Raw genomic sequence first — 19,891 nt, forward strand, 5'->3', positions numbered from 1 at the left:
CGCCGTTCAGCCGTCCATCGCCCCTTCGGGGCCGGTCTCCGGGTCGTCGAGCACCCGGCCCGCCGTCGGCGGGCGTTCGTCGAGCAGCACCCCGTCGATTCGGACGAGGGCGGTGACGAACTCGACGGCGCGAATCAGCCCCGACACCCGAATCTGGTAGGGGTCCAGACCGCCGCCGTCGGCGGTCACGTCGTCGACGACGCTCCCGTCGCTAGATATCGCAGTCCGGCGGTGACCCGCCGCGTACCGCGAGCGCAGGTCGGCCAGCGCGTCCATCGGGTCCAGCCCGGCGTTTCTCGCCAGCGTCTTCGGGACGGATTCGAGCACGTCTGCGAAGCGCTCCACCGCGAGCTGCTCTCGTCCGCCGAACCGCGGCGCGAGTTCCCTGACCGCGTGCGCCGCCGCCGTCTCCGCGGCTCCCCCCGCGGGAAGCGCCTTCGGCGTTATGACGCACGCCCGGAGCGCGTTCTTGCTATCCCTGACGCGACGCTCCGCCTCCTCCGCGGCCGCCTGCGTTCCGCCGCGGACGACGAGCGTGCACGCGGGCGACTCGGCGGCGGCGGGCGGTTCGAAGGCGACCCAGTCGTCGTCGCGGCCGGCGTCGCGGAACCGCACCGTCGCGTGACCGAGGATGTCGGGATCGATTCGCTCGTTCGGGCGGACCGGTCCGCGGTGCGTCGCGCCGGTGGCCCGCTTGATGTACTCGAAGTCGGTGTGCTTGACGTTCCGAAGCAGTATCGCTCCGTGGCGGGCCAACTCCTTGGCGACGGCCATGTCCGCGTCGCCGGTCACGACCACCGCGACGGCCCCGGTCGCTGCGATGGTCGCCGCAATTCGCTCGCTGTCTCTGCTCCCGTTCGCTATCCGTTCGGTGTCGGCGTCGTCCTCGACGGAGACGTTCACGTTCGCCGAGAGGTTTCGGGGCTTGAGGCTCCCATCGACGAGCAACACCGGCCCCGTCGCCGGGAGGAGGCGTTCCCCGGTGACGACCGTCTCCGGGAGGACGACTCCGTCGACGAGCGTCGAGTCCGAGACGCTCCCGCCGGGGACGGCGACGGTCTTCGCGTGGTCGAGTCTAACGCTCCCGGTCTTCGGGTCGGAGACGCGTAGGACTGCATCGACCACCGTGTCGGCGAACTCGCCGAGTTGCCACTCTCCCTCCCGTCCGTTCGTCATCCCCGTCGTCGCGACGGCGCGCAGTCGGTCGCGGTCGAGTCGCCCGGCGGCGTTCGTCAGCGGAATCGTCGCCTCGTTCCACCGCTCTAAGGTCCGCTGAGCGCCGATGGAGAAGCCCTCTATCACGTCGTTCGGGTGGACGCCCCGGTCGACGAGGTCCATCGCCGCGGTCGTAAGCTCGGATGCGAGGAGGACGAACGTCGTCGACCCGTCGCCGTAGTCGGCCTCGTGGTTCTCGACGGCCCGAACGAAGCGCTGTGCGACCGGATGGTCCGTCTCCCCTTCGAACTCCTCTACGATGGCGCTCCCGTCGTTGCTGACGAACCAGCGGAGTTCGTCGTCTGGCATCCGACGGACGACCATCTTGTCCAACCCGAACGGTCCGAGCGTACTGCGGACCAGTCCGCCCATCTCCTCCGACGCGTCCCGTATCATCCGACGAGTCTCCGGACCGGGGACCGTCGACCAACCTGTGTATCGTTCGTTCGTAGCCATGGATACTTCGAGAGCGAATTACCGTGTCGATTCGGGCAGTTCCTAATAATTGTTCGGGATACCCGTCGACGCGAGTCGTTACTGTATCAGGTAGTTGTCGTACGCCACCGCCGCGCCGAGGAGGACGAGCAGGCCGTACGCGACTTCGACGATGAGCGGTTCCCCTCTGCCGCGAAGCCAGAGGATGCCGACGGCGGCGACGAGGACGGTTGCGACGACGAGTGCTAAGAGGAATCCGACGTTACGCCGGTTTTCGAGGTTGACAGACATTAGCAAGGATTTGCCCGGCTCGGTATAAATAAATATTGGTCCACGTTGTCACGACTCGGTATCGATAGCCGCCGGAGAGAAACGGCGAGTGCGGTGACGAACGGAACTGCGTTCCCCCGACGGTACTCGGGGGTTGCGCTCGACGGTATCGGGAGCGCTCACCGCGCTAGTCGAACGGGGGAGTTCACGAGCTACGAGGGGACAGGCGCATTTCCCCGTTCGACTACCAGGCACGGCGGTATGACTGACTCAGTTTTCACGCAGTCGGTCGCTGCTCGGCGACCAATCGAACCGTGTTCTGACAGAGTCATAATCATTTTGGTTGGTACAAATATCAGGAAGGAGTACTCTGGCCCCTGATCCCTTCGACGATTGTCGTAGTAATGCTTAAGTGAATATCGAAATGCATTGGAACCGCATGCGCTGCCCCGACTGCGACCAGAGCCTCACCGTTCACGAATCGTTCTACGACGACGAGTTCGTCTGCGAGTCATGCGGATTCCACCTTCCGAGAGGCGCGGACTGAGGAGACGCCGGTAACGGCCATCGCCGTGGGGTTCATCCCCGCGTAGCTCCTTCTCCGTCGGTCCACCCGCGCCCTCCGTCGGTTCGCTACCGATTCGCTCCGCGCCGGAGAGCGAGTGCCGTCCTCGTCGTACATCGGCGGCCCCAATACGTTCTGTGATAGAGAACGACCTTTCGGGGTCCGCCCGGCCGAACTGGCCGGTCGATGCCGCTCTGCGGACGCCGCCGCGCGGAGCGCCCCGAACGCTCGTGCCAGTTCTTCTCCGACGGAAATCCGCCTCTGAACTGCGTTCCGTCATTTGTCGGTCGGCAGGCGTTCCCCATTCGATACTGACCACGGAAGGGGTTACAACTATAGGACTGTAATGATGCCCGTTACGAGCCTATGTCTGTAATCCGCCGTCTCGACGGAACGGCGTTCGGTACAGCTTCGTTCTCTATTTTAGAACGCTCCCGTCGATTAACTCGGGGTTCCGTCGGTGGGGGAGACGACTCACTCGGACGGTATTTCCCGACGGAGAAGGCGGCGCAACTGGGGTCGGTGAACGCGAACGAACTTCTCGACGAGGACGGAACTCTCGACGAAAGCGCCCTCGAAGAAGACCTCTCGGACGGTATCGGTCATCTGACCAGAATCGGCGGCGAGGGCGGTCTTCCGCCGAACGACCTGCGGTGGGGTCGCGTTGAGGAGACGAACGAAGGAGGTGCCGTCCGCCGGCCGGACGTACTTCACCGTGACGCGGGTCACGGACGCGAAGTAGCGCCGAGACAGTCGGTTCGCCTCCGCCGCTTCTCTCTTCCTCTCTTCTGTCGACCGTGGACGTTCGCGTCGCCGTCAGCCCGAACCGGTTCTGTCCCGTTCAGACGACGACGGTGTCGTTGACGAGGCGTCCGATGTGGTCGATGTCGATGGTGACTCGGTCGCCCTCCGCGAGGGTGAACGTCTCCGGCGGGACGAGGGCGGTGCCGGTGAGTAACACGACCGTCTCGGGAAGGTCGTTGTGGCGGCCGAGGTACTCGACGAGGTTCTCGCAGGTGGTCGCCATCTCCCCCGTGGAGGTGGCGTCCTCGAACACGACGTCGCCGTCGCGTTCGATGGTGAGAGACATCGAGAGGTCGTGGGGGTCCTCGACGGCGTCCTCGGTGGCGACGCAGGGACCGATGGCACAGCAGCGGTCGTACACCTTCGCCTGCGGGAGGTAGAGGGGGTTTTCGCCCTCGATGGACCGACTGGAGACGTCGTTGCCGACGGTGTAGCCGACCACCTCTCCGCGGTGGAGGACGACGCCCAGTTCCGGTTCCGGCACGTCCCACTCGGAGTCGCCGCGGATTCCGATGGAGTCGTTCGGACCGACCGTCCGCGACGGCGTCGCCTTCAGGAACAGTTCCGGCCGTTCGCTGTCGTAGACGTCGATGTACACTTCCGGCTTGCCGCTCTCGGCTTCGCGGGCCTGCTCGCTGATGCGGTAGGTGACGCCCGCCGCCCACACCTCGTCTGCGACGACGGGAAGGAGCGCGTCGCCGTCCAAGTCGCCGGTTTCGAGGCGGTCGGCGTCCGGGATTCGGTCGCGTGCGATAGCGTCGATGGAACGGTCGCTGGCGTTCGCCGTGCGAGCGAGTTCGGTGAACGAGCCGAGGTCGTCCGACGCCGCCGTCAGGTCGTACGCGTCACCGCCGTCGTCGATGACGACGAGCGAATCTGAAGATGGCCTCTGCTTGCTACCAGGGAGTCGGTAATACCGCATACCCGTTCATGTACAGATATCGTTAAAAGAGTACCGAGTGCAAAACGCCGCGGAGGGGCTACGCAAGCACGAGCGTCGAGAAGACGGGACCGAGATGATACTGGCCACGGGAATCGTCGCCGCCGTCCGCGTTTCGAGCGTCGCCGCTCGGGTGACGCCGCCGATTCCCTTCGTCCGTCGGAATCCGGAATCGCTGACGGCAGCGGTGACGACCGCGGGAGCCGATCAGGCGGGCGCTTCGTCGGAAACCGTCGCCACGCCCGTCTCCTCGACGAGGAGGTTCTCGCCCGTTCGGGTGTCGAACAGGTGTATGTCCGACGGATCGAACGTCACGCGGAGCGTGTCGCCGACGTCCGGTTTCACGTCGCTCTCGGCCCGAACGCGGCACTCCTGACCCTCGATGTCGAGGTAGAGGTAGTTGTCGCTGCCCGCGTTCTCCACGACTTCGACGGTCGCGGGAATCGCGTTCTCCCCCGTGGCTCCCGTCCAGATGTCCTCCGGTCGGACGCCGAGTTCGAGGCTGTTCGTCGCCTGCGTGTCGCTTATTCGCTCGGCGATGCTCGACGGGATCGAGTACTCGAAGCCCTCTCCGAGGAGCGTCGAACCGCTCAGCTCCACGTCGAAGAAGTTCATGGCGGGGCTTCCGATGAAGTCCGCGACGAATCGGTTTGCGGGGCGGTCGTAGATCTCTTCGGGAGTGCCGAACTGCTGGAGTTCGCCCTTGTCGAGGACGATGATCCGGTCGCTCATCGTCAGCGCCTCCTCTTGGTCGTGGGTGACGTAGATCGTCGTCGTCCCCAACTCCTCCTGCAGACGCTGCAGTTCCGTCCGCATGTGCACTTTCAGCTTCGCGTCGAGGTTCGAGAGCGGTTCGTCCATGAGGAATATCTTCGGGTCGCGGACGATGGCGCGCCCCGTGGCGACTCGCTGTTGCTGTCCGCCGGAGAGGTTCGCCGGTTTGTTACTCAAGAGGTCCTCGATTTCGAGCATCGTCGCCGTCTCGCGGACCCGTTCGTCGATTTCGTCGTCCGGGAGGTCAGTGGTCAGTTTCAGCCCGTACGCCATGTTCTTGCGAACGCTCATGTGCGGGTACAGCGCGTAGTTCTGGAACACCATCGCGATTCCCCGCTGCTGCGGTTCGACGCCTCTGACGCTCTTACCGTCGATTTGGATGTCCCCGGCCGAAATCTCTTCGAGACCGGCGATCATCCGCAACAGGGTCGATTTGCCCGACCCCGAGGGACCGACGATGGTGATGAACTCCCCGGCTTCGATGTGGGCGTTGAACCCCTCAACGGCGACGAAGTCGCCGTACTCCTTTCTCGTGTCGTTGAACGTGACTGATGCGTTCGAGTTGTCGTTGCTCATTGTGTGTCCTCCGTGTGTCTCTGTTTGTCGTGTACGATCTCTCGGTTCATGTCTCTACTGTCTGTCCGTCCAGTCGGTCGATCTCCGAGACGGCGGTGACGAACTCGACGTGGAACGCGAAGGCCACGCCGGCGAACAGAAGCGCCAGCGCGACCGTCAGGAGCGACGACACGACGAACAGCACGACCGTCACCACGGCCAGCGCCACTGCGCCGACGGCGTGGCGGGCGGTCCATCGGTAGCCCGCCGTCACCGCGTCGGCGACGGTCTCGCCCTCCGCCAAGCCGACGAAGGTCGGCACCCACACGAGACAGATGTACGCTGCGGTGTAGACGCCGACCAGCGCCAGTAGCCCCGAGACGAGCGTTCCCGTCGTGAGGTAGGTGACGCCGTACGTCGCCGCGATGGCGAGTATCGCGAGGGGGACGAGACCGATGAGCGTCGCGTGGACGAACTGCTCGCGAACGGTCGTCCACACCGCGTCTCCGTCGATGCCGTCGCCGTCGTCCTCGCGGAGCGACAGTACCGCGCGGTAGGCCCCCACCGTCGCGGGCCCGACGGTGACGACCGGAAGCGACGCGAAGAACCACCCGACACTGATGAGGACCACCGAGACCAGGTTGGCCCAGACGAACCGCCCCGTCGACTGTATCGTCGCGTGCAGGGGGTCGCGCCCGTCGAACTCCGCCGCGGTCATTTGACCGTCCCCTGCGCTTCGACCGCCTTGATCAGATGCCGTTGCAGCAGCAGGAACACCAACAGCAGCGGAAGCGACGCGATCACCGCGGAGGCCATCACGATACCGGGGTTGGCGATTCCCATGTTGTCCTGCAGAGTCACAAGCCCGATCGGGAGCGTGTAGAGGCTGCTGTCCTGCAGGATGACCAACGGCCACAGGAACGCGTTCCACGTCCAGATGAAGATGAACAGCCCGAGGGCCGCGAGCGCAGAGCGCATCAGCGGCAGGATGATGTGCGTGAAGATGCGCAACCGCGAGAAGCCGTCGAGGCGTGCGGCCTCCTCCAACTCCTCCGGGATGTCCCGGAAGAACTGATACAGCATGAACACGCCCAGCGGGTTGGCGACGCTCGGTAACACGACGCCGAACAGGTTGTTCACCAGTCCGAGTTCGGCGACGATCAGGAACACCGGCACGAGGTTGACGATACCCGGAACGAGGAACGAGGCCACGATGACCGTGAAGACGACGTTCCGTCCCGGCCACTCCAAGCGCGTCAGCGAGTAGGCGATCATCGAGTCGATGATCAGCACCGTGACGGTGGTGAGAGTCGCGAGGATGATCGTGTTCACCGTCCACTGGACGATCTGGGAGTCCGAGAGGAGGAGCCGATACGCCTCGAACGTGATCTCGCTGGGGAACAGGTGCGGAACGGACGAGTAGATCTGCTCGCGCGGCTTGAGCGACGTCGTGAACATCCACCAGTACGGAAGGAGAAACAGGACGGCCATTCCGTACAGCACGACGTGGACGGCGATCGACCGAAGCCCCTGCTCGGAGAGCGAGACGTCGTCGAGGAGTCCACTCGATTCGGTACTCATGACGTATCACTCCCGAGGACGTAGAAGTTGGTCGCAGACACTACGATCAGTATCATGAACAGGACGTAGCCGACCGCGGCCGCGTAGCCGAAGTCGCCGGTGCTGAACGCCGTGTTGTACAGGTACAGCACGACGGTCGTCGTCGAGAACGACGGGCCGCCCTGCGTCATGATGAACGGCTGGCCGAACACTTGGAACGAACTGACGAACGTCGTGATGACGACGAAGATGAGCGGGTTCTTCATCTGCGGAATCGTGATGTCCCGCATCATCCGCCAACTGCTGGCGCCGTCCAACTTCGCGGCCTCGTAGAGCCTGTCGGAGACGTTCTGCCTCGCCGCCAGCAGGACGACGAAGTTGAACGCCAGCGACCACCAGACCGTCGCGATCACGATGGCGGGCATCGCGAGGTCCGTCGATATCAGCCAGTTCCCCGTATCGACGGGGAGGTAGTACGGAATGAGCCCGGTCTCGCTGAACAGGTCGCTCCACAGCAGTCCGATCACGGCGACGGTCAGCACGTACGGACTGAAGAAGATCATCCGTAGCAGCCACTGTCCCTTGACCTCGCGGTTGACGCCGAGTGCCAGCAGAAGCGACAGCACGACGATGGTCGGAACGGTCAGCACCACGAAGTAGACCGTGTTCCGCAACGCCTGCCAGAACTGCGGGTCGTTCAGCAGGACCCGGTAGTTCTCGAATCCGATGAACTCCGACTGCGCGGGGAAGACCGGATCCCAGTTGTGGAAGCTCATGAACAGCCCGAACAGTAGCGGGCCGAACAGGAACCCGCCGGCGATGATGAGATACGGCAGCGCGAAGCCGATTCCGGCGAGTTGCTCGCGCCTCCGGCGAGACGTCATGTCGAGTCCGAAGCCGCCCTCGTCCGTTCCCTCGGAACTCTGTTCTGGGAGCGCCATGGGTCGTTAGTCGAACACCCCGCGAACGCCGTTTGCGGCCTGTTTGACCCCCGTTTCGGGAGTGACGTCGTTCAACCGAACCGACTGGATTCGCTGCCAGATCTCCTCGAGGTACTCCGTGTTCGAGTCCGTCCGCGGTTCGTACGCGAACTGGTCGTTCTGCGACATCTCGTAGAACGTCTGCACCGACTGCGACCACGCGTCACTGTTGCGAAGTTCGTCGCTCTCGAGGGCCGCCTTACTCGCCGGGAGGTGCCCCGCACCGGTGCCCCACTGGATGGCGTAGTTCTGCGTGAGTTCGCGGATGAACTTGATCGCCTTTTCTCGCCGCGCGTCGCTGCGAGATTCGTCGTACGGGATGATCAGTGTGTGACTGCTCGTGTTGGTCATGTGTTTCTCCGCGTCGGGCATCACCGCCGGCGCCGTCACCCCGAAGTCGAAGTCGGTGTCGCGAACGACGCTCAGGTGCCACGTGCCGTCGATTATAAAGCCCGCTTCGCCGTTGTTCCACGCTTCCCACCCGGCGGTGCCGTCCTGCGGCACCCAACCGCGTTCGTTGATAATCTCGTCTAAGTACCGCGCGACGGCGACGCCGTCCTCGTTGTCGAAGCCCGGTTCGTTGTCCTCGGTCAGTAGCGGACTGCCCATGCTCCGCACGAACATGTGGAACATCGCCGCCAGGATCGAATCGCCGTGGATCTGTCCGCCGATGTAGTCGGTGTTCTCCGTGATCGTCTGACAGACGTTCTGAAGCTTCTCCGGCGTGTCGGGCGGGGCTTCGGGATCGAGACCCGCCTCCTCGAAGACGTCCTTGTTCCACCACAGCCCGTACGGGTGGGCGTCGATCGGCACCCCGAGGAGTTCGCCGTCGAGCAGCACCTTGTCCATGATCGCGTCGGTGTAGATGCTCGTGTCGATCCGATCCGTCATCGGAACGACGTAGTCCTTGTACTCCTGGAGTCGCTCCGAGTGGAGTATCGCCACGTCGGGGACTTCCCCCGCGGCGAGGGCGGTGTACAAGCGGTTGTAGTACTCGTCCGGCGGCACTCGCTGCCGATTGACGTTCAGATCTGTGCTCTCGTTGATACTGTTGACCATCGACTCCATCACGGCCCCGTCGCCGCCACTGAACAGCGTCCAGTACGACAGTCCGCCGTCGTCGCTGGCACTGACGCGGTCGCTACATCCGGCAAACCCGGCGAGGCCGGCGGCACCCGCCGCCTGTAGGAACTTCCGCCGATTCGTCCAGTTACGTGTCTTGTCGGAACCTTTCATGGACGCTGTCACCTCGTGTCATCATCTTCCATCCTGGATGACAATTTATCAACGTCACATATATTTCTTCCCCCCTCCGCTCACGGCAGATACGTAGACATACGGATATTTTCCCCCCGCCTACCAATCGGGGGACTCGCACCCAAACAATTTATGCGACGCCCTTCGTCGCGAGGGGTATGACGGCGGTACGCGACCAGAAACTGACGCGTCTAGACGAGTTCATGGCCGAACGGGGATTGACGGAACTGTGGTTCCTCAGGCCGGCGAACTTCGCGTGGGTGACCGACGGCGGGAACTCGACGGTCGACCGCGCGGCGGACGCCGGGGTCGCCGCACTCGGCTACGACGGCGACGCGGTCCGAGCGCTCACGTCGAACAACGAGGCGGACCGCTTCCGCGAGGAAGAACTCCCGTCGGGGGTACCCGTCGAGACGTTCGAGTGGCACGAGTCGTCCCTCGCGGAGGCGGTGGCGCGTGCAAGCGCCGACAGCGCCGGTGCGGACGTTCCGACGGTACCGGGTCTGGACCCCATCGACGCCTCGCGACTGCGGCTTCCGTTCACCGACCCGGACCGGCGGGTACTCGAACGCGCCGGCCGAGCGACCGCCGACGCGGTCGAAACGGTGGCACGAAACGTCTCTCCGGACGATACCGAGCGTGCCGCGGCGGGACGACTCCGCGAGGAACTCTGGCGGCGGGGGCTCGAATCGCCGGTCGTCCTCGTCGGCGGCGCCGAACGCTCCCAGCGCCACCGACACTTCACGCCGACGGACGAACCGCTGGGCGAGTACGCACTTCTCACCGTCGTTGCGGTCGAACGCGGCGTCAACATCGCCGTCACCCGGACCGTCGACTTCGACGCCCCGTCGTGGCTACGCGAGCGACACGACGACGCGAGTCGCGTCGCGGCGACGGCGATGGCGGCGACGCGGGAGGCGGCGACGACCGAGGACGGCGCCGCCGGCGACGTGTTCGGCGAGATACAGCGTGCGTACGCGGCCGTCGGCCGGGAAGACGAGTGGCGACGGCACCATCAGGGCGGCGCAATCGGGTTCGAGAGTCGGGAGTGGACCGCGACGCCGTCGGCCGACGCGCCCGTCGAAGCGCCCGCGCCGTACGCGTGGAACCCGACGGTACAGGGGGCGAAAACGGAAGACACCGTCCTCGTCTCGTCGGGCGGCGTCGACGTGGTCACCGATACCGGTTCGTGGCCCACCGCGGAGTACGAGGCCGTCGACTCCGACCTTCGAATCGACCTCCCGGTCCCGTTGTCCCGGTAACTTCTCGGCGGTCGCGAGGCGTCGCGAGCGTTCGCCGACGCAATCGGAGACAAGCCGCGGGAGACCCCGAGATGAACCACCGGAGAAGGAAGCGGACGGCCTGTCTCGACCGCCGCGACGGAAACGGGACTACTCCGTCTCGATCCGCGAGCGGAACTCCTCGCGACCACCCGTTTCGAGCCCCGTTGCTCGGAAGAGTGCACCGGCCCCCTCACCTTCGCCGTCCCGGTCACCGCCGTCGAGTGCGGTCGTCAGGTACAGGTCGTCGTACTCGGGGCCGGCGAACGTCACCGACGACACCTTCCGCGCGGGGACGGTAATCTCCTCGACCGGCGTCCCGGTCGGGTCGTATCGGACTGCGCGGCCGCCGTTCCACCGGGCCGACCAGACGCAGTCGTCCTCGTCGACGGTCAGTCCGTCCGGAATCCCGTCGTCGGCCGTCTCGACGAACGTCCGCCGATTCGAGAGTTCGCCGGTCGTTCGGTCGTAGTCGAACGCGTAGATCCGGTGCGCCTCCGACTCGGTGAAGTAGAACGTCTCTCCGTCGCCGGAGAACCCCATCCCGTTTGCGATATCGACGTCCTCGACGACGGCCGTCACGGTGGCGTCGAGGTCGACCCGATAGAGGTCGCCCAGCGAGTCCTCGCCGGGCATCGTCCCGCAGAACACCCGCCCCTCGGGGTCCGCGATGACGTCGTTGAACCGCGTGTCGGCGTCGACGCCGGTGACGAGTTCCGCCGATTCCGATCCGGGCTGCCACCGGCTGATCCGACCGTCCTCGAACAGTAACAGCGACCCGTCGGTCTGAATCGTGAAGCCGCCGATGGGCTGGTCGCCGGGGGCCTCGTACGCGAGCGTGTGCGTTCCGGCGTCCGGATCGAACCGGTACAGCTTCCCCGGCGGGATATCGACCCAGTACAGACAGCCCTCGTCGGGATGCCAAAGCGGTCCTTCGCCGGTGTCGTTTCGTGTGTCCGCGACGCGTTCGAGTCGAGTCACGGCCGATACGTGGCGAGACTAGCACTTGAATATACCTTCGGGAGCGACCGTCCGGCGTCCCGACCACAGCGGAGCGACCGGTTCGTCGGTCGTCCCCGCTCTCTCGGGTTCATGGGCCCGGACTGACATAATCGAGGAACTTATTATACTGTGCAAGAAAGACGAGTGCGGATGGCTAACGCACGCATTACAGTCCATACTGCAGCGGGTATCGACCGCATCGAACCCGAAGTGCACGGACACTTCTCCGAGCACCTCGGGCGGTGCATCTACGAGGGGCTCTGGACCAGCGACAGCGCCGACGAGGGCGGCTTCCGAGAGGACGTCGTCTCGCTCCTTTCGGACCTCGAGATTCCCGTTCTCCGCTGGCCCGGCGGCTGTTTCGCCGACGACTACCACTGGGAGGACGGCGTCGGTCCGCAGGAGGAACGACCGCGACGCCGGAACCTCTTCTGGGCGCAGGGGCCGGAGGAACTGCCCGAGGAGTCCAACGCCTTCGGCACCGACGAGTTCCTCGAACTGTGCGAGCGAATCGGGACGGAGCCGTACCTCGCGGCCAACGTCGGGTCGGGCGACCCCCAAGAGGCCGCCGACTGGGTCGAGTACTGCAACTACGACGGCGACACCGAACTCGCGGACCGACGGCGCGAGAACGGTCACGAGGAGCCCTACGGCGTCAAGTACTGGGGGCTCGGCAACGAAAACTGGGGCTGCGGCGGACAGATGACCCCCGAGCAGTACGCCCGCGAGTACCGGCGGTACGCGACGTACGTCGGGACGATGGACAACCTGATGCTCGATCACGAACTCGAGCTGATCGCCTGCGGCTTCGAGGGCCACGAGTGGAACCGCCGCTTCCTCGAGGAGGTCAACGGCTCCCCGTGGGGCGTGGAGTTCCCGCTCGATCACCTCACGCTGCACCACTACTACGGACGGACGATGAACGTCCCCGAGGCCGACGAGGAGAAGTACGATCAGTTCCTCGTCGAGGCGCTCGAGATGGAGGACCACATCGAGCGAATCGCCGCGGCGATCAACGCGGTGGCGACGACCGACGACATCGGCGTCATCATCGACGAGTGGGGCTCGTGGCACCCCGAGGCCACGGCCGACAACGGACTCGAACAGCCGGGGACCGTCCTCGACGCGCTCTCGGCGGCGGCCGTCCTCGACGTCTTCAACGACCACAGCGACGTCCTGACGATGACGAACATCGCACAGACGGTCAACGTCCTGCAGTGCCTCGTCGAAACCGACGAGGACGACGCGTGGGCGCGCCCGACGTACCGCGTCTTCGACCTGTACGCGCCGCACAAGGGTAACGAGGCGGTGCAGACGTCGGTCGAGACGCCGACGCGCGGTCTCGACGGCGACGACGAGGACCGCGAACTACCGCTCGTCGGCGCGTCCGCGTCGGTCGCCGACGACGAGACGTACGTCACCGTCACGAACCTCGACTGCCGCGAGCGGAAGACGGTCGACGTCACCCTCGAAGGGATGGACCTCGACTCCAAGTCCATCGACGCCGAGATACTGTTCGAGGACCACGACCCCGACGCGGAGGTCGACGCCGACAACGCCGAGGAGTTCACCGCCGAGGAACTCGACGTGGCGGTCGACAGCGGTTCCCTGATCGCCGAGTTGCCGGCGTCGACGGTGGCCGGAATCTCGATCCGATAATCCGAGCGCACCGCTTTTTCACCGGTACTGGTCAGTGAGAACGTTCGCCGGTCGGCATTCACCGCCGAGAACTGTCCGAAACGGGAAAAATAGGGCCGCGCGTTACTCGCGCAGTTCCGAGACGTCGAACACTGGCTTGCACGTCCCGCCCGCGAGGAACGTCTCGAACGCTTCGTCGGCGTCCAGAAGCGAGAAGCGGTCGTCGAGGAACGTCTCGTGGTCGACGTCCCCGGACTCGATCATCCGAAGCGAGCGCTCGAAGTCCTCGTACATCGACGCGTACGAACACTGGAGGTCGATTTCGGACCGGACCAGCGGCGAGTACGGCATCGTCGTCTCGCCGGTCTGGCCGATCAGGACGATCTGACCGCCCTTCCGGACTTCGTCTACGGCCATCGTCAGTCCCGAGGGGTGGCCGGTCGTGTCGAAGACGACGTCGTAGCCGACGCCGTCGGTCAGTTCCTCGCGGTGGGCCTCCAGATCGTCCGCCTCGACGTTGATCGTTCGGAATCCGAGTTCCTCGGCGAGGGGGAGGCGGTAGTCGGTGTCCTGTCCGACGCCAGCGACGACCACCTCGCCGCCTTGTGCGTCTGCGATCTGCGCCGTCAGTTGTCCGATGGGCCCCGGTCCCGCGACCAATACTCGGTCGCCGGCCCCCACTCGCGAGTTCTGTATCACGGCGCGGGCGCCGATGCTCGTCGGTTCGACTAACGCCGCGTGGCGCGGGTCGACGCCGTCCGGAACGGGGTGAAGCGCCGTTTCGGGGACGGCGATGTAGCCCGCGTACGCGCCGTCGTGGTCGACGCCCGTGATGACCGCGTTCTGGCAGACGTTCTCCTCGCCGATGCGGCACTGGTAGCACTCGCCGCAGCCCCGAATCGGGCGCTCGACGACGCGGTCACCGACGGAGAACGACGTGACCGCCTCGCCCGTCTCGACGACGCGGCCGGTGTACTCGTGGCCGATGATGTTCGGGAGGTTCATCCGCTCGAACGCGGACTCGAACTCGTAGATTCCGGCGTCGCTCCCGCAGAGACCGGCGTAGTCGACTTCGATAAGCGCCTCGTCGGCGTCGGGTTCCGGCTTCTCGACGTCGAGGAGTTCCATGGAACCGCTACTGCGACTAGTCTTACTGAGTCCTCGCATAGTGGGACGTGCTACCGCGGTGACTATCAGACTGTCGGTCGGCGAAGACTGTGTCGCACCGCGTTCGTCGCGGAGTCCTCCGATACCGACAGTAATAACGGTGATCGACACGCCTGTTCTGTATGGCACCGTACGAGCACACTCCAGTTACTGTCGAGGACAAGCGCGCAGTCGTCGTCGGCGGCACGAGCGGAATCGGACAGGCGATCGCGCTCGGGTTCGCGAGCGAGGGCGCGGACGTCGTCGCGACCAGTCGGAGCGAGGAGAAAGTCGAATCGACGGCCGAGTCGATTCGAGAACTCGGAGCCGACACCGTAAGCGTGACCTGTGACGTGACGGACTCCGATTCGCTCGCCCGCGTCCGCGACCGGGCGGTCGAGGAGTTCGGCGGCATCGACGTCGTCGTGGCATCCCAAGGAGCCATCTCTCGGGACTCCGTCCGGGAGATATCCGACGAGGAGTGGGACTTCGTCACCGACGTCGCCCTCGACGGCGTCCGCCGTGTGACGCAGGCGTTCGAACCCGCGATGGACTCGGGGTCGATCATCAACATCTCCTCGCTGGCGGCGACGCTCTCCATGTCGAACCTCCCGGCGTACTCGGCGGCGAAAGGCGGCGTCGAGGCGTTCACCCGAGCGTCCGCGAAGGAACTCGCGCCCGACATCAGGGTGAACGCTATCGCTCCCGGCTTCGTCATCACTCCCCAGAACGAGGAGACGTACGCTGAGGGGACGGAGAAACGAACGCGCATCGACGAGCGGACGCCCCTCGGCCGCGTCGCCGACCGTGAGGAGATCGTCGGCGCGGCGGTGTACCTCGGGAGCGACGCTTCCTCGTACGTCACCGGAGAGGTCGTGACCGTCGACGGCGGGTTCGCGGACAGCGCCTTCTGAGCGCTTCGGGGTGGGACGCCGCCGATTCTTCGCCACCGGAGTGCGACGGCGTCGCGGCCCTCACGAACCGAGCGCCGAAAAGAGAAGTCGAAACCGACCGTCGGGGAGTTACCCGACCGATTCTCCGTCGAACTGAGTGACGCACGGCGTCACGTGCTCGACGAATTACGCCTCGTCGAACAGCGCAAATCTGAGATTCGCCGGCTCGACGTCGGCTTACGCCTCGTCGAACAGCGTCTCGCCCTCGACCATGTGTTCCTCGACGGCGTCTAAATCGAGCGTCAGACCGAGACCGGGCGTTTCGGGTATCTCCATGCGCCCCTCCTCGATGAGGTCGTCTTCCTCCACGAGGTCCTCCCACCAGTCGAGTTGGTAGGAGTGGTACTCGACGGCAAGCGAGTTGGGGATGGCCGCGGCGACCTGTGCGGAGGCCATCGTCCCGACGGGCGAGGAGACGTTGTGCATCGCGACCGGGATGTAGTACATGTCCGCGAGGTCGGCTATCTTCCGCGTCTCCCGCATCCCGCCGACGCGGGGGAGGTCGGGCGCGACGATGTCGACCGCTTGGGGTTCCAGAAGCGTCCGTTGCCCGAACTTCCGGTAGACGTTCTCCCCGACGGCGATGGGCGTCGAGGTGGAGTGCGTCACGTTCGCCTGCACGTCGTGGTTCTCCGGCGGCACGGGGTCTTCGAGCCACCAGACGTCGTACGGTTCGAGGGCCTCCGCGAGGCGCTTTGCGCTCCCGCCGGTGAACGACCAGTGGCAGTCGAAGGCGACGTCCGCGCGGTCGCCGACCGCCTCGGTGACGGCTTCGACGATTTCGACCTTGTGGTCGATTTCGGGGCCGCGCAGGTGGCGGTTCGCGCGGTCCTTCTCGTGGCCCGAGGGCACGTCGAGGTCGAACTTGATGGCGTCGTAGCCGAGTTCCTCGACGACGCGCACGCCCTCCTCGGCGCAGGCTTCGGGGTTGGCCTCGTCCTCGGTGTGGAGGTCGCAGTAGATGCGCACCTCGTCGCGGTACTTCCCGCCGACGAGTTGGTAGGCGGGCACGTCGAGGAGTTTCCCGGCCACGTCGTGTAAGGCGATTTCGATGCCCGAGATGGCGGAGATGACCTTCCCCGAGATGGAGCCCTCGCCGGACATCTTCTGCACGAGGTGTTCGTAGAGGCGGTCGATGTCGAGGGGGTTCTCGCCGACGAGGAACGGCTTCATCCGCTCTATGATGGCGGTGTCGCCGCCGCCCCAGTAGGACTCGCCGGTGCCGACGACGCCCGCGTCGGTGTAGACGCGAACCAGAATCCACGGGTAGTTACCGTCGACCATCGTCGTCTGCACGTCCGTAATCTCGGCGTCGCGGACCCCGCCGCGGTCGTTCGTGATGTTCATCGTCTCCGCGGAGAGGTCCCGCATCGTGTACTCCGCGTTCGGGTCGCGGAGCTTCGCGTGGTCAACCATTACGAATGGAGTGTTTCGAAAGGGAGATAGTAAAACTTGTGACTCGTCAACTCACGGACGAGACCGACTTACTCGACCGATATCTCGGCGCCCGTCTCCGCCGCCTCGTAGATGGCCGCGATGGCCCGCATATCGACGAGTCCGTGTTCGCCGTCGGGCGCGACGGGTTCCCCTCGGATGACGCGGTCGGCGAAGTAGTCGAACTCCTCGATCATCTGGTCGCCGAACAGGTCCCGTCGACCGTCGTCGACTTCGATCGTCTCCCCGTCCGGCTTTCGGAGCGTGAGCGTCTGGGAGGCCTGTCCGAGGAACGTCTCTTCGAGCGTCAACACGCCGTCCGTCCCGATGACGCGGAGACCGCCCGCACTCGTCCCGTGTTGACTCGCCGTGCAGGCGGCGTACGTTCCGTCGTCGAACTGCACGGTGAACGTCGCGTGTTGGTCCGGAACGTCTCGGAACGCCTCGTCCTCGGAGTGCATCTGGGCGGTCACGCTGACGGGGTCGGCGTCGAGGACGAACCGGGCGGTGTTGAGCGGGTAGATGCCGATGTCCATGATCGTCGCGCCGTACCCGGCGAGTTCGGGGTCGAGTCGCCACTGGTCCGGGTCGCCGGAGACGAGCGAGAGCATCTGTTGCTCCATGTGCCCTTGGACGGTGACGGGGTCGCCGATGGCCCCCTCGGCGACGAGTTCTCGCATCTGGCGCACCTGCGGGTCCGTCTGCATGCGGTAGGCGACCATCAGCGGAACGTCCGCCGTCGCCGAGACGAGTTCCTCGGCGCGTTCGACCGACGCCTCCATCGGCTTCTCGCAGAGGATGGCCTTCCCGTGTTCGGCCGCCGCCGCCGCGTACTGCAGGTGCCGGGCGTTGGGCGTACACACGTACACCGCGTCGTACTCGTCGGTCGCCTCGCCCGCCACGAACTCGTCGTAGGTGAGTGCCGTCTCGATAGTCTCCCTCTCCGAGACGAGTTCGGCACCCTTCTCGTGCGTACTGCTCACGACGACGGTCGTCTCGCAGAACTCGGACGCTTCGACGGCGGGTATCGCCTGCTCGCGCGTCCACCACCCCAGTCCGATCATGGCGAGGCGGAGCGTCCCCGACTCCAGTTCCTCCCAGTCGCGGTCTCTGGCGCTCTCTAGGTAGTCATCGACTGACATAGTACGAACGTTCCCTGCGACCGACAAAAGTGTAGTGGACTGCCCGCGGGCCGGTCGGTCCTCTACGAAACCGTAACAACCGTATATCTGAACTGTGATAGTGTACCCGATGACGGAAACCAGACGCAACTACGTGAACGGAGAGTGGGTCGAATCGGAGACGGGCGAGACGATCGACGTCGAGAATCCGGCGGACCCGAGCGTGACAGTCGCGCGGTATCAGCAGTCGAACGAATCCGACGCGGCCGACGCCGTAGACGCCGCCGCGAGCGCCCAAGACGAGTGGGCGAACACCCCCGGCCCGGAACGCGGCCGCATCCTCCGCGAGGCGGGGACCCTCCTCGCCCAACGGAAGGAGGAACTCACCGACATGCTCGTCGCCGAGGAGGGGAAGGCCCGCCCCGAGGCGGCCGGCGAGGTGCAACGCGCCATCGACATCTTCCACTACTTCTCGACGAAGGCCGCCGACCTCGGCGGCACGGTGAAGGGCGCGAGCGGACGGGGAACGAACCTCTACACCCGGAAGGAGCCCGTCGGCGTGGCCGCCCTCATCACGCCGTGGAACTACCCCATCGCCATCCCCGCGTGGAAGCTCGCACCGGCGCTCGCGGCGGGTAACACCGTCGTCCTGAAGCCCGCGTCGCTGGCACCCGGCGTCGCACTGGAACTCGCGAAAGCGCTCGACGAGGCCGGACTCCCGGACGGCGTTCTCAACGTCGTCACCGGTCCCGGCAGCGAAGTCGGTTCCGAGTTCATCGGGAACGACGCCGTCGACGCCGTCTCCTTCACGGGGAGCGGTCAGGTCGGCGAGATGGTGTACGACCAAGCCACCGACGCCGGCAAGCGCGCCCAGACCGAACTCGGCGGGAAGAACCCGACGGTCGTCGCCAGTTCCGCGGATCCCGCGGAGGCGGCCGAAATCGTCGCCAGCGGCGGATTCGGAACCACCGGTCAGTCTTGTACCGCCTGCTCCCGCGCCATCGTCCACGAGGACGTCAAAGACGAGTTCGTCGCCGAACTCGCGGACCGCGCCGAGTCCATCGACATCGGTCCCGGAAACGAACACGAGATGGGCCCGCAGGTCAGCGCCGGCGAACGCGACTCCACCCTCGAGTACATCGAGGTGGCCGAAAACGAAGGTGCGACGCTCGTCGCCGGCGGCGGCGTCCCCGAGGGCGACGAAGTCGAGGAAGGGCACTTCGTCGAACCGACCGTCTTCACCGACGTCGACCCCGACATGCGAATCGCCCAAGAGGAGGTGTTCGGCCCCGTCGTCGCCGTCATCGAAGTGAGCGACTTCGAGGAGGGTATCGAGGTGGCCAACGGCGTCGAGTACGGCCTCTCCGCGAGCGTCGTCACCGACGACCACACCGAGGCGAACCGCTTCCTCGAGGAGGCGGAGGCGGGCGTCGTGAAGGTCAACGAGAAGACGACCGGCCTCGAACTCCACGTCCCCTTCGGCGGGTTCAAACGCTCGTCCTCGGAGACGTGGCGCGAACAGGGCGACGCCGGACTGGAGTTCTACACCATCGAGAAGACCGTCTACGACAACTACTGAATCCGACCGTTCGCCGAATCCGAACCGTCGGGCGGAACGCGAGTCGGAGCGCCGTCGCGCCGTCGCGGTTCCGCGGTCCGTCCGATGTCTCTCGGTAGTTGCCGTCGAACTCGGCGACGTTCGTCGCGCTGAGACCGCGCGGAGAACTCGCCGTGGGGGTCCTCGCTGACGCGACTCGCGGAAGATGAGACGCGTATCGCTCTCCTTTCGACGATAGCTGTTCTTTTTAGACGGCTGCGGACGCGACAGCCGAGAGATATCGGCGACGGCCGTTCCGGCGTCGGTGGCGGCCGTCGCAGTGTCGGTGACGAGTCTCTATCGACGTGACGGCCGAGCGCATACGGCGCGTCCGTTCGCTCGAACGCGAACGGAGAGTAGGGGGG

The 19,891-nt window shown here is 65.4% G+C and carries 16 protein-coding genes; 4 read left to right on the forward strand and 12 right to left on the reverse strand.

All coding sequences use genetic code 11. The annotated features are described in order from the left end of the window. Window positions 1–6: 6 nt before the first annotated feature. The 8 genes from BLS11_RS16000 to BLS11_RS16040 all read right to left on the reverse strand — a co-directional run bounded on the left by BLS11_RS16000 (window position 7) and on the right by BLS11_RS16040 (window position 9,334). Window positions 7–1,611, reverse strand: a complete 1,605-nt coding sequence (locus tag BLS11_RS16000) for a TCP-1/cpn60 chaperonin family protein (protein ID WP_217629026.1) — start codon at window positions 1,609–1,611, stop codon at window positions 7–9. Window positions 1,612–1,749: 138 nt separating this feature from the next. Continuing rightward, window positions 1,750–1,941: a hypothetical protein gene (locus BLS11_RS16005; protein ID WP_092538786.1), complete on the reverse strand. Its 192-nt coding sequence runs from the start codon at window positions 1,939–1,941 to the stop codon at window positions 1,750–1,752. 1,385 nt (window positions 1,942–3,326) lie between these two features. Continuing rightward, window positions 3,327–4,211: a fumarylacetoacetate hydrolase family protein gene (locus tag BLS11_RS16015; protein WP_092538788.1), complete on the reverse strand. Its 885-nt coding sequence runs from the start codon at window positions 4,209–4,211 to the stop codon at window positions 3,327–3,329. Between the two features lie 225 nt (window positions 4,212–4,436). Then, complete coding sequence (locus BLS11_RS16020; protein ID WP_092538789.1) at window positions 4,437–5,579, reverse strand: ABC transporter ATP-binding protein; 1,143 nt, start codon at window positions 5,577–5,579, stop codon at window positions 4,437–4,439. A gap of 46 nt (window positions 5,580–5,625) precedes the next feature. Continuing rightward, on the reverse strand, window positions 5,626–6,276 hold the full coding sequence (locus tag BLS11_RS16025; protein WP_092538790.1) for a DUF624 domain-containing protein: 651 nt from the start codon (window positions 6,274–6,276) through the stop codon (window positions 5,626–5,628). Further along, window positions 6,273–7,139, reverse strand: coding sequence for a carbohydrate ABC transporter permease (locus BLS11_RS16030; RefSeq protein ID WP_092538791.1), 867 nt, complete (start codon window positions 7,137–7,139; stop codon window positions 6,273–6,275). Before BLS11_RS16030 ends, BLS11_RS16025 begins: the two co-directional genes overlap by 4 nt. Beyond that, complete coding sequence (locus BLS11_RS16035) at window positions 7,136–8,002, reverse strand: carbohydrate ABC transporter permease (RefSeq protein WP_217629031.1); 867 nt, start codon at window positions 8,000–8,002, stop codon at window positions 7,136–7,138. Before BLS11_RS16035 ends, BLS11_RS16030 begins: the two co-directional genes overlap by 4 nt. A 63-nt stretch (window positions 8,003–8,065) precedes the next feature. After that, window positions 8,066–9,334 carry an extracellular solute-binding protein gene (locus BLS11_RS16040; protein WP_092538793.1) on the reverse strand — a complete coding sequence of 423 codons (1,269 nt, stop codon included), beginning with the start codon at window positions 9,332–9,334 and terminating at the stop codon, window positions 8,066–8,068. A gap of 179 nt (window positions 9,335–9,513) precedes the next feature. On the opposite strand from BLS11_RS16040, the gene BLS11_RS16045 reads away from it, so the two are divergent. After that, window positions 9,514–10,617 carry a M24 family metallopeptidase gene (locus tag BLS11_RS16045; RefSeq protein WP_092538794.1) on the forward strand — a complete coding sequence of 368 codons (1,104 nt, stop codon included), beginning with the start codon at window positions 9,514–9,516 and terminating at the stop codon, window positions 10,615–10,617. Window positions 10,618–10,746: 129 nt separating this feature from the next. Here the strand turns inward: BLS11_RS16045 and BLS11_RS16050 are convergent, their stop codons facing one another. Continuing rightward, complete coding sequence (locus tag BLS11_RS16050) at window positions 10,747–11,616, reverse strand: SMP-30/gluconolactonase/LRE family protein (protein ID WP_092538795.1); 870 nt, start codon at window positions 11,614–11,616, stop codon at window positions 10,747–10,749. A gap of 171 nt (window positions 11,617–11,787) precedes the next feature. Between BLS11_RS16050 and BLS11_RS16055 the strand changes: the two genes are divergently transcribed. Continuing rightward, the gene (locus BLS11_RS16055) at window positions 11,788–13,296 is read left to right on the forward strand and encodes an alpha-N-arabinofuranosidase (protein ID WP_092538796.1); all 1,509 of its coding nucleotides are present in this window, start codon (window positions 11,788–11,790) and stop codon (window positions 13,294–13,296) included. A 102-nt stretch (window positions 13,297–13,398) separates the two neighbouring features. Here BLS11_RS16055 and BLS11_RS16060 read toward each other — a convergent pair whose 3' ends face one another. Next, on the reverse strand, window positions 13,399–14,442 hold the full coding sequence (locus tag BLS11_RS16060; RefSeq protein WP_092538797.1) for a zinc-dependent alcohol dehydrogenase: 1,044 nt from the start codon (window positions 14,440–14,442) through the stop codon (window positions 13,399–13,401). A gap of 122 nt (window positions 14,443–14,564) precedes the next feature. Here BLS11_RS16060 and BLS11_RS16065 point away from each other — a divergent pair, with 122 nt between their 5' ends. Next, entirely contained in the window at window positions 14,565–15,335 is a 771-nt protein-coding gene (locus BLS11_RS16065; RefSeq protein ID WP_092538798.1) for an SDR family NAD(P)-dependent oxidoreductase, read from the forward strand. A gap of 216 nt (window positions 15,336–15,551) precedes the next feature. On the opposite strand, the gene BLS11_RS16070 is transcribed toward BLS11_RS16065, so the two are convergent. Together BLS11_RS16070 and gfo6 are read right to left on the reverse strand one after the other, a co-directional pair. After that, entirely contained in the window at window positions 15,552–16,790 is a 1,239-nt protein-coding gene (locus BLS11_RS16070) for a mandelate racemase/muconate lactonizing enzyme family protein (RefSeq protein ID WP_092538799.1), read from the reverse strand. 68 nt (window positions 16,791–16,858) lie between these two features. Next, window positions 16,859–17,950 (reverse strand): D-xylose 1-dehydrogenase Gfo6, encoded by a 1,092-nt coding sequence (gene gfo6, locus BLS11_RS16075; RefSeq protein WP_092538800.1) that lies wholly within the window; start codon window positions 17,948–17,950, stop codon window positions 16,859–16,861. Window positions 17,951–18,059: 109 nt separating this feature from the next. Here gfo6 and xacF point away from each other — a divergent pair, with 109 nt between their 5' ends. After that, window positions 18,060–19,508 carry a 2,5-dioxovalerate dehydrogenase gene (gene xacF, locus BLS11_RS16080; protein WP_092538801.1) on the forward strand — a complete coding sequence of 483 codons (1,449 nt, stop codon included), beginning with the start codon at window positions 18,060–18,062 and terminating at the stop codon, window positions 19,506–19,508. Window positions 19,509–19,891: the final 383 nt, after the last annotated feature.

This window comes from Halopelagius longus, assembly GCF_900100875.1.
Classification (GTDB): domain Archaea; phylum Halobacteriota; class Halobacteria; order Halobacteriales; family Haloferacaceae; genus Halopelagius; species Halopelagius longus.

Excerpts from the sequence above, each read along its gene's own strand:
- BLS11_RS16040 (WP_092538793.1), bottom strand. The coding sequence starts at position 9,334 with ATGAAAGGTTCCGACAAGACACGTAACTGGACGAATCGGCGGAAGTTC.
- BLS11_RS16005 (WP_092538786.1), bottom strand. The coding sequence starts at position 1,941 with ATGTCTGTCAACCTCGAAAACCGGCGTAACGTCGGATTCCTCTTAGCA.
- BLS11_RS16000 (WP_217629026.1), bottom strand. The coding sequence starts at position 1,611 with ATGATACGGGACGCGTCGGAGGAGATGGGCGGACTGGTCCGCAGTACG.
- BLS11_RS16060 (WP_092538797.1), bottom strand. The coding sequence starts at position 14,442 with ATGCGAGGACTCAGTAAGACTAGTCGCAGTAGCGGTTCCATGGAACTC.
- xacF (WP_092538801.1), top strand. The coding sequence starts at position 18,060 with ATGACGGAAACCAGACGCAACTACGTGAACGGAGAGTGGGTCGAATCG.
- BLS11_RS16035 (WP_217629031.1), bottom strand. The coding sequence starts at position 8,002 with ATGACGTCTCGCCGGAGGCGCGAGCAACTCGCCGGAATCGGCTTCGCG.
- BLS11_RS16015 (WP_092538788.1), bottom strand. The coding sequence starts at position 4,211 with ATGCGGTATTACCGACTCCCTGGTAGCAAGCAGAGGCCATCTTCAGAT.
- BLS11_RS16055 (WP_092538796.1), top strand. The coding sequence starts at position 11,788 with ATGGCTAACGCACGCATTACAGTCCATACTGCAGCGGGTATCGACCGC.
- gfo6 (WP_092538800.1), bottom strand. The coding sequence starts at position 17,950 with ATGTCAGTCGATGACTACCTAGAGAGCGCCAGAGACCGCGACTGGGAG.
- BLS11_RS16045 (WP_092538794.1), top strand. The coding sequence starts at position 9,514 with ATGACGGCGGTACGCGACCAGAAACTGACGCGTCTAGACGAGTTCATG.
- BLS11_RS16025 (WP_092538790.1), bottom strand. The coding sequence starts at position 6,276 with ATGACCGCGGCGGAGTTCGACGGGCGCGACCCCCTGCACGCGACGATA.
- BLS11_RS16030 (WP_092538791.1), bottom strand. The coding sequence starts at position 7,139 with ATGAGTACCGAATCGAGTGGACTCCTCGACGACGTCTCGCTCTCCGAG.
- BLS11_RS16070 (WP_092538799.1), bottom strand. The coding sequence starts at position 16,790 with ATGGTTGACCACGCGAAGCTCCGCGACCCGAACGCGGAGTACACGATG.
- BLS11_RS16020 (WP_092538789.1), bottom strand. The coding sequence starts at position 5,579 with ATGAGCAACGACAACTCGAACGCATCAGTCACGTTCAACGACACGAGA.
- BLS11_RS16065 (WP_092538798.1), top strand. The coding sequence starts at position 14,565 with ATGGCACCGTACGAGCACACTCCAGTTACTGTCGAGGACAAGCGCGCA.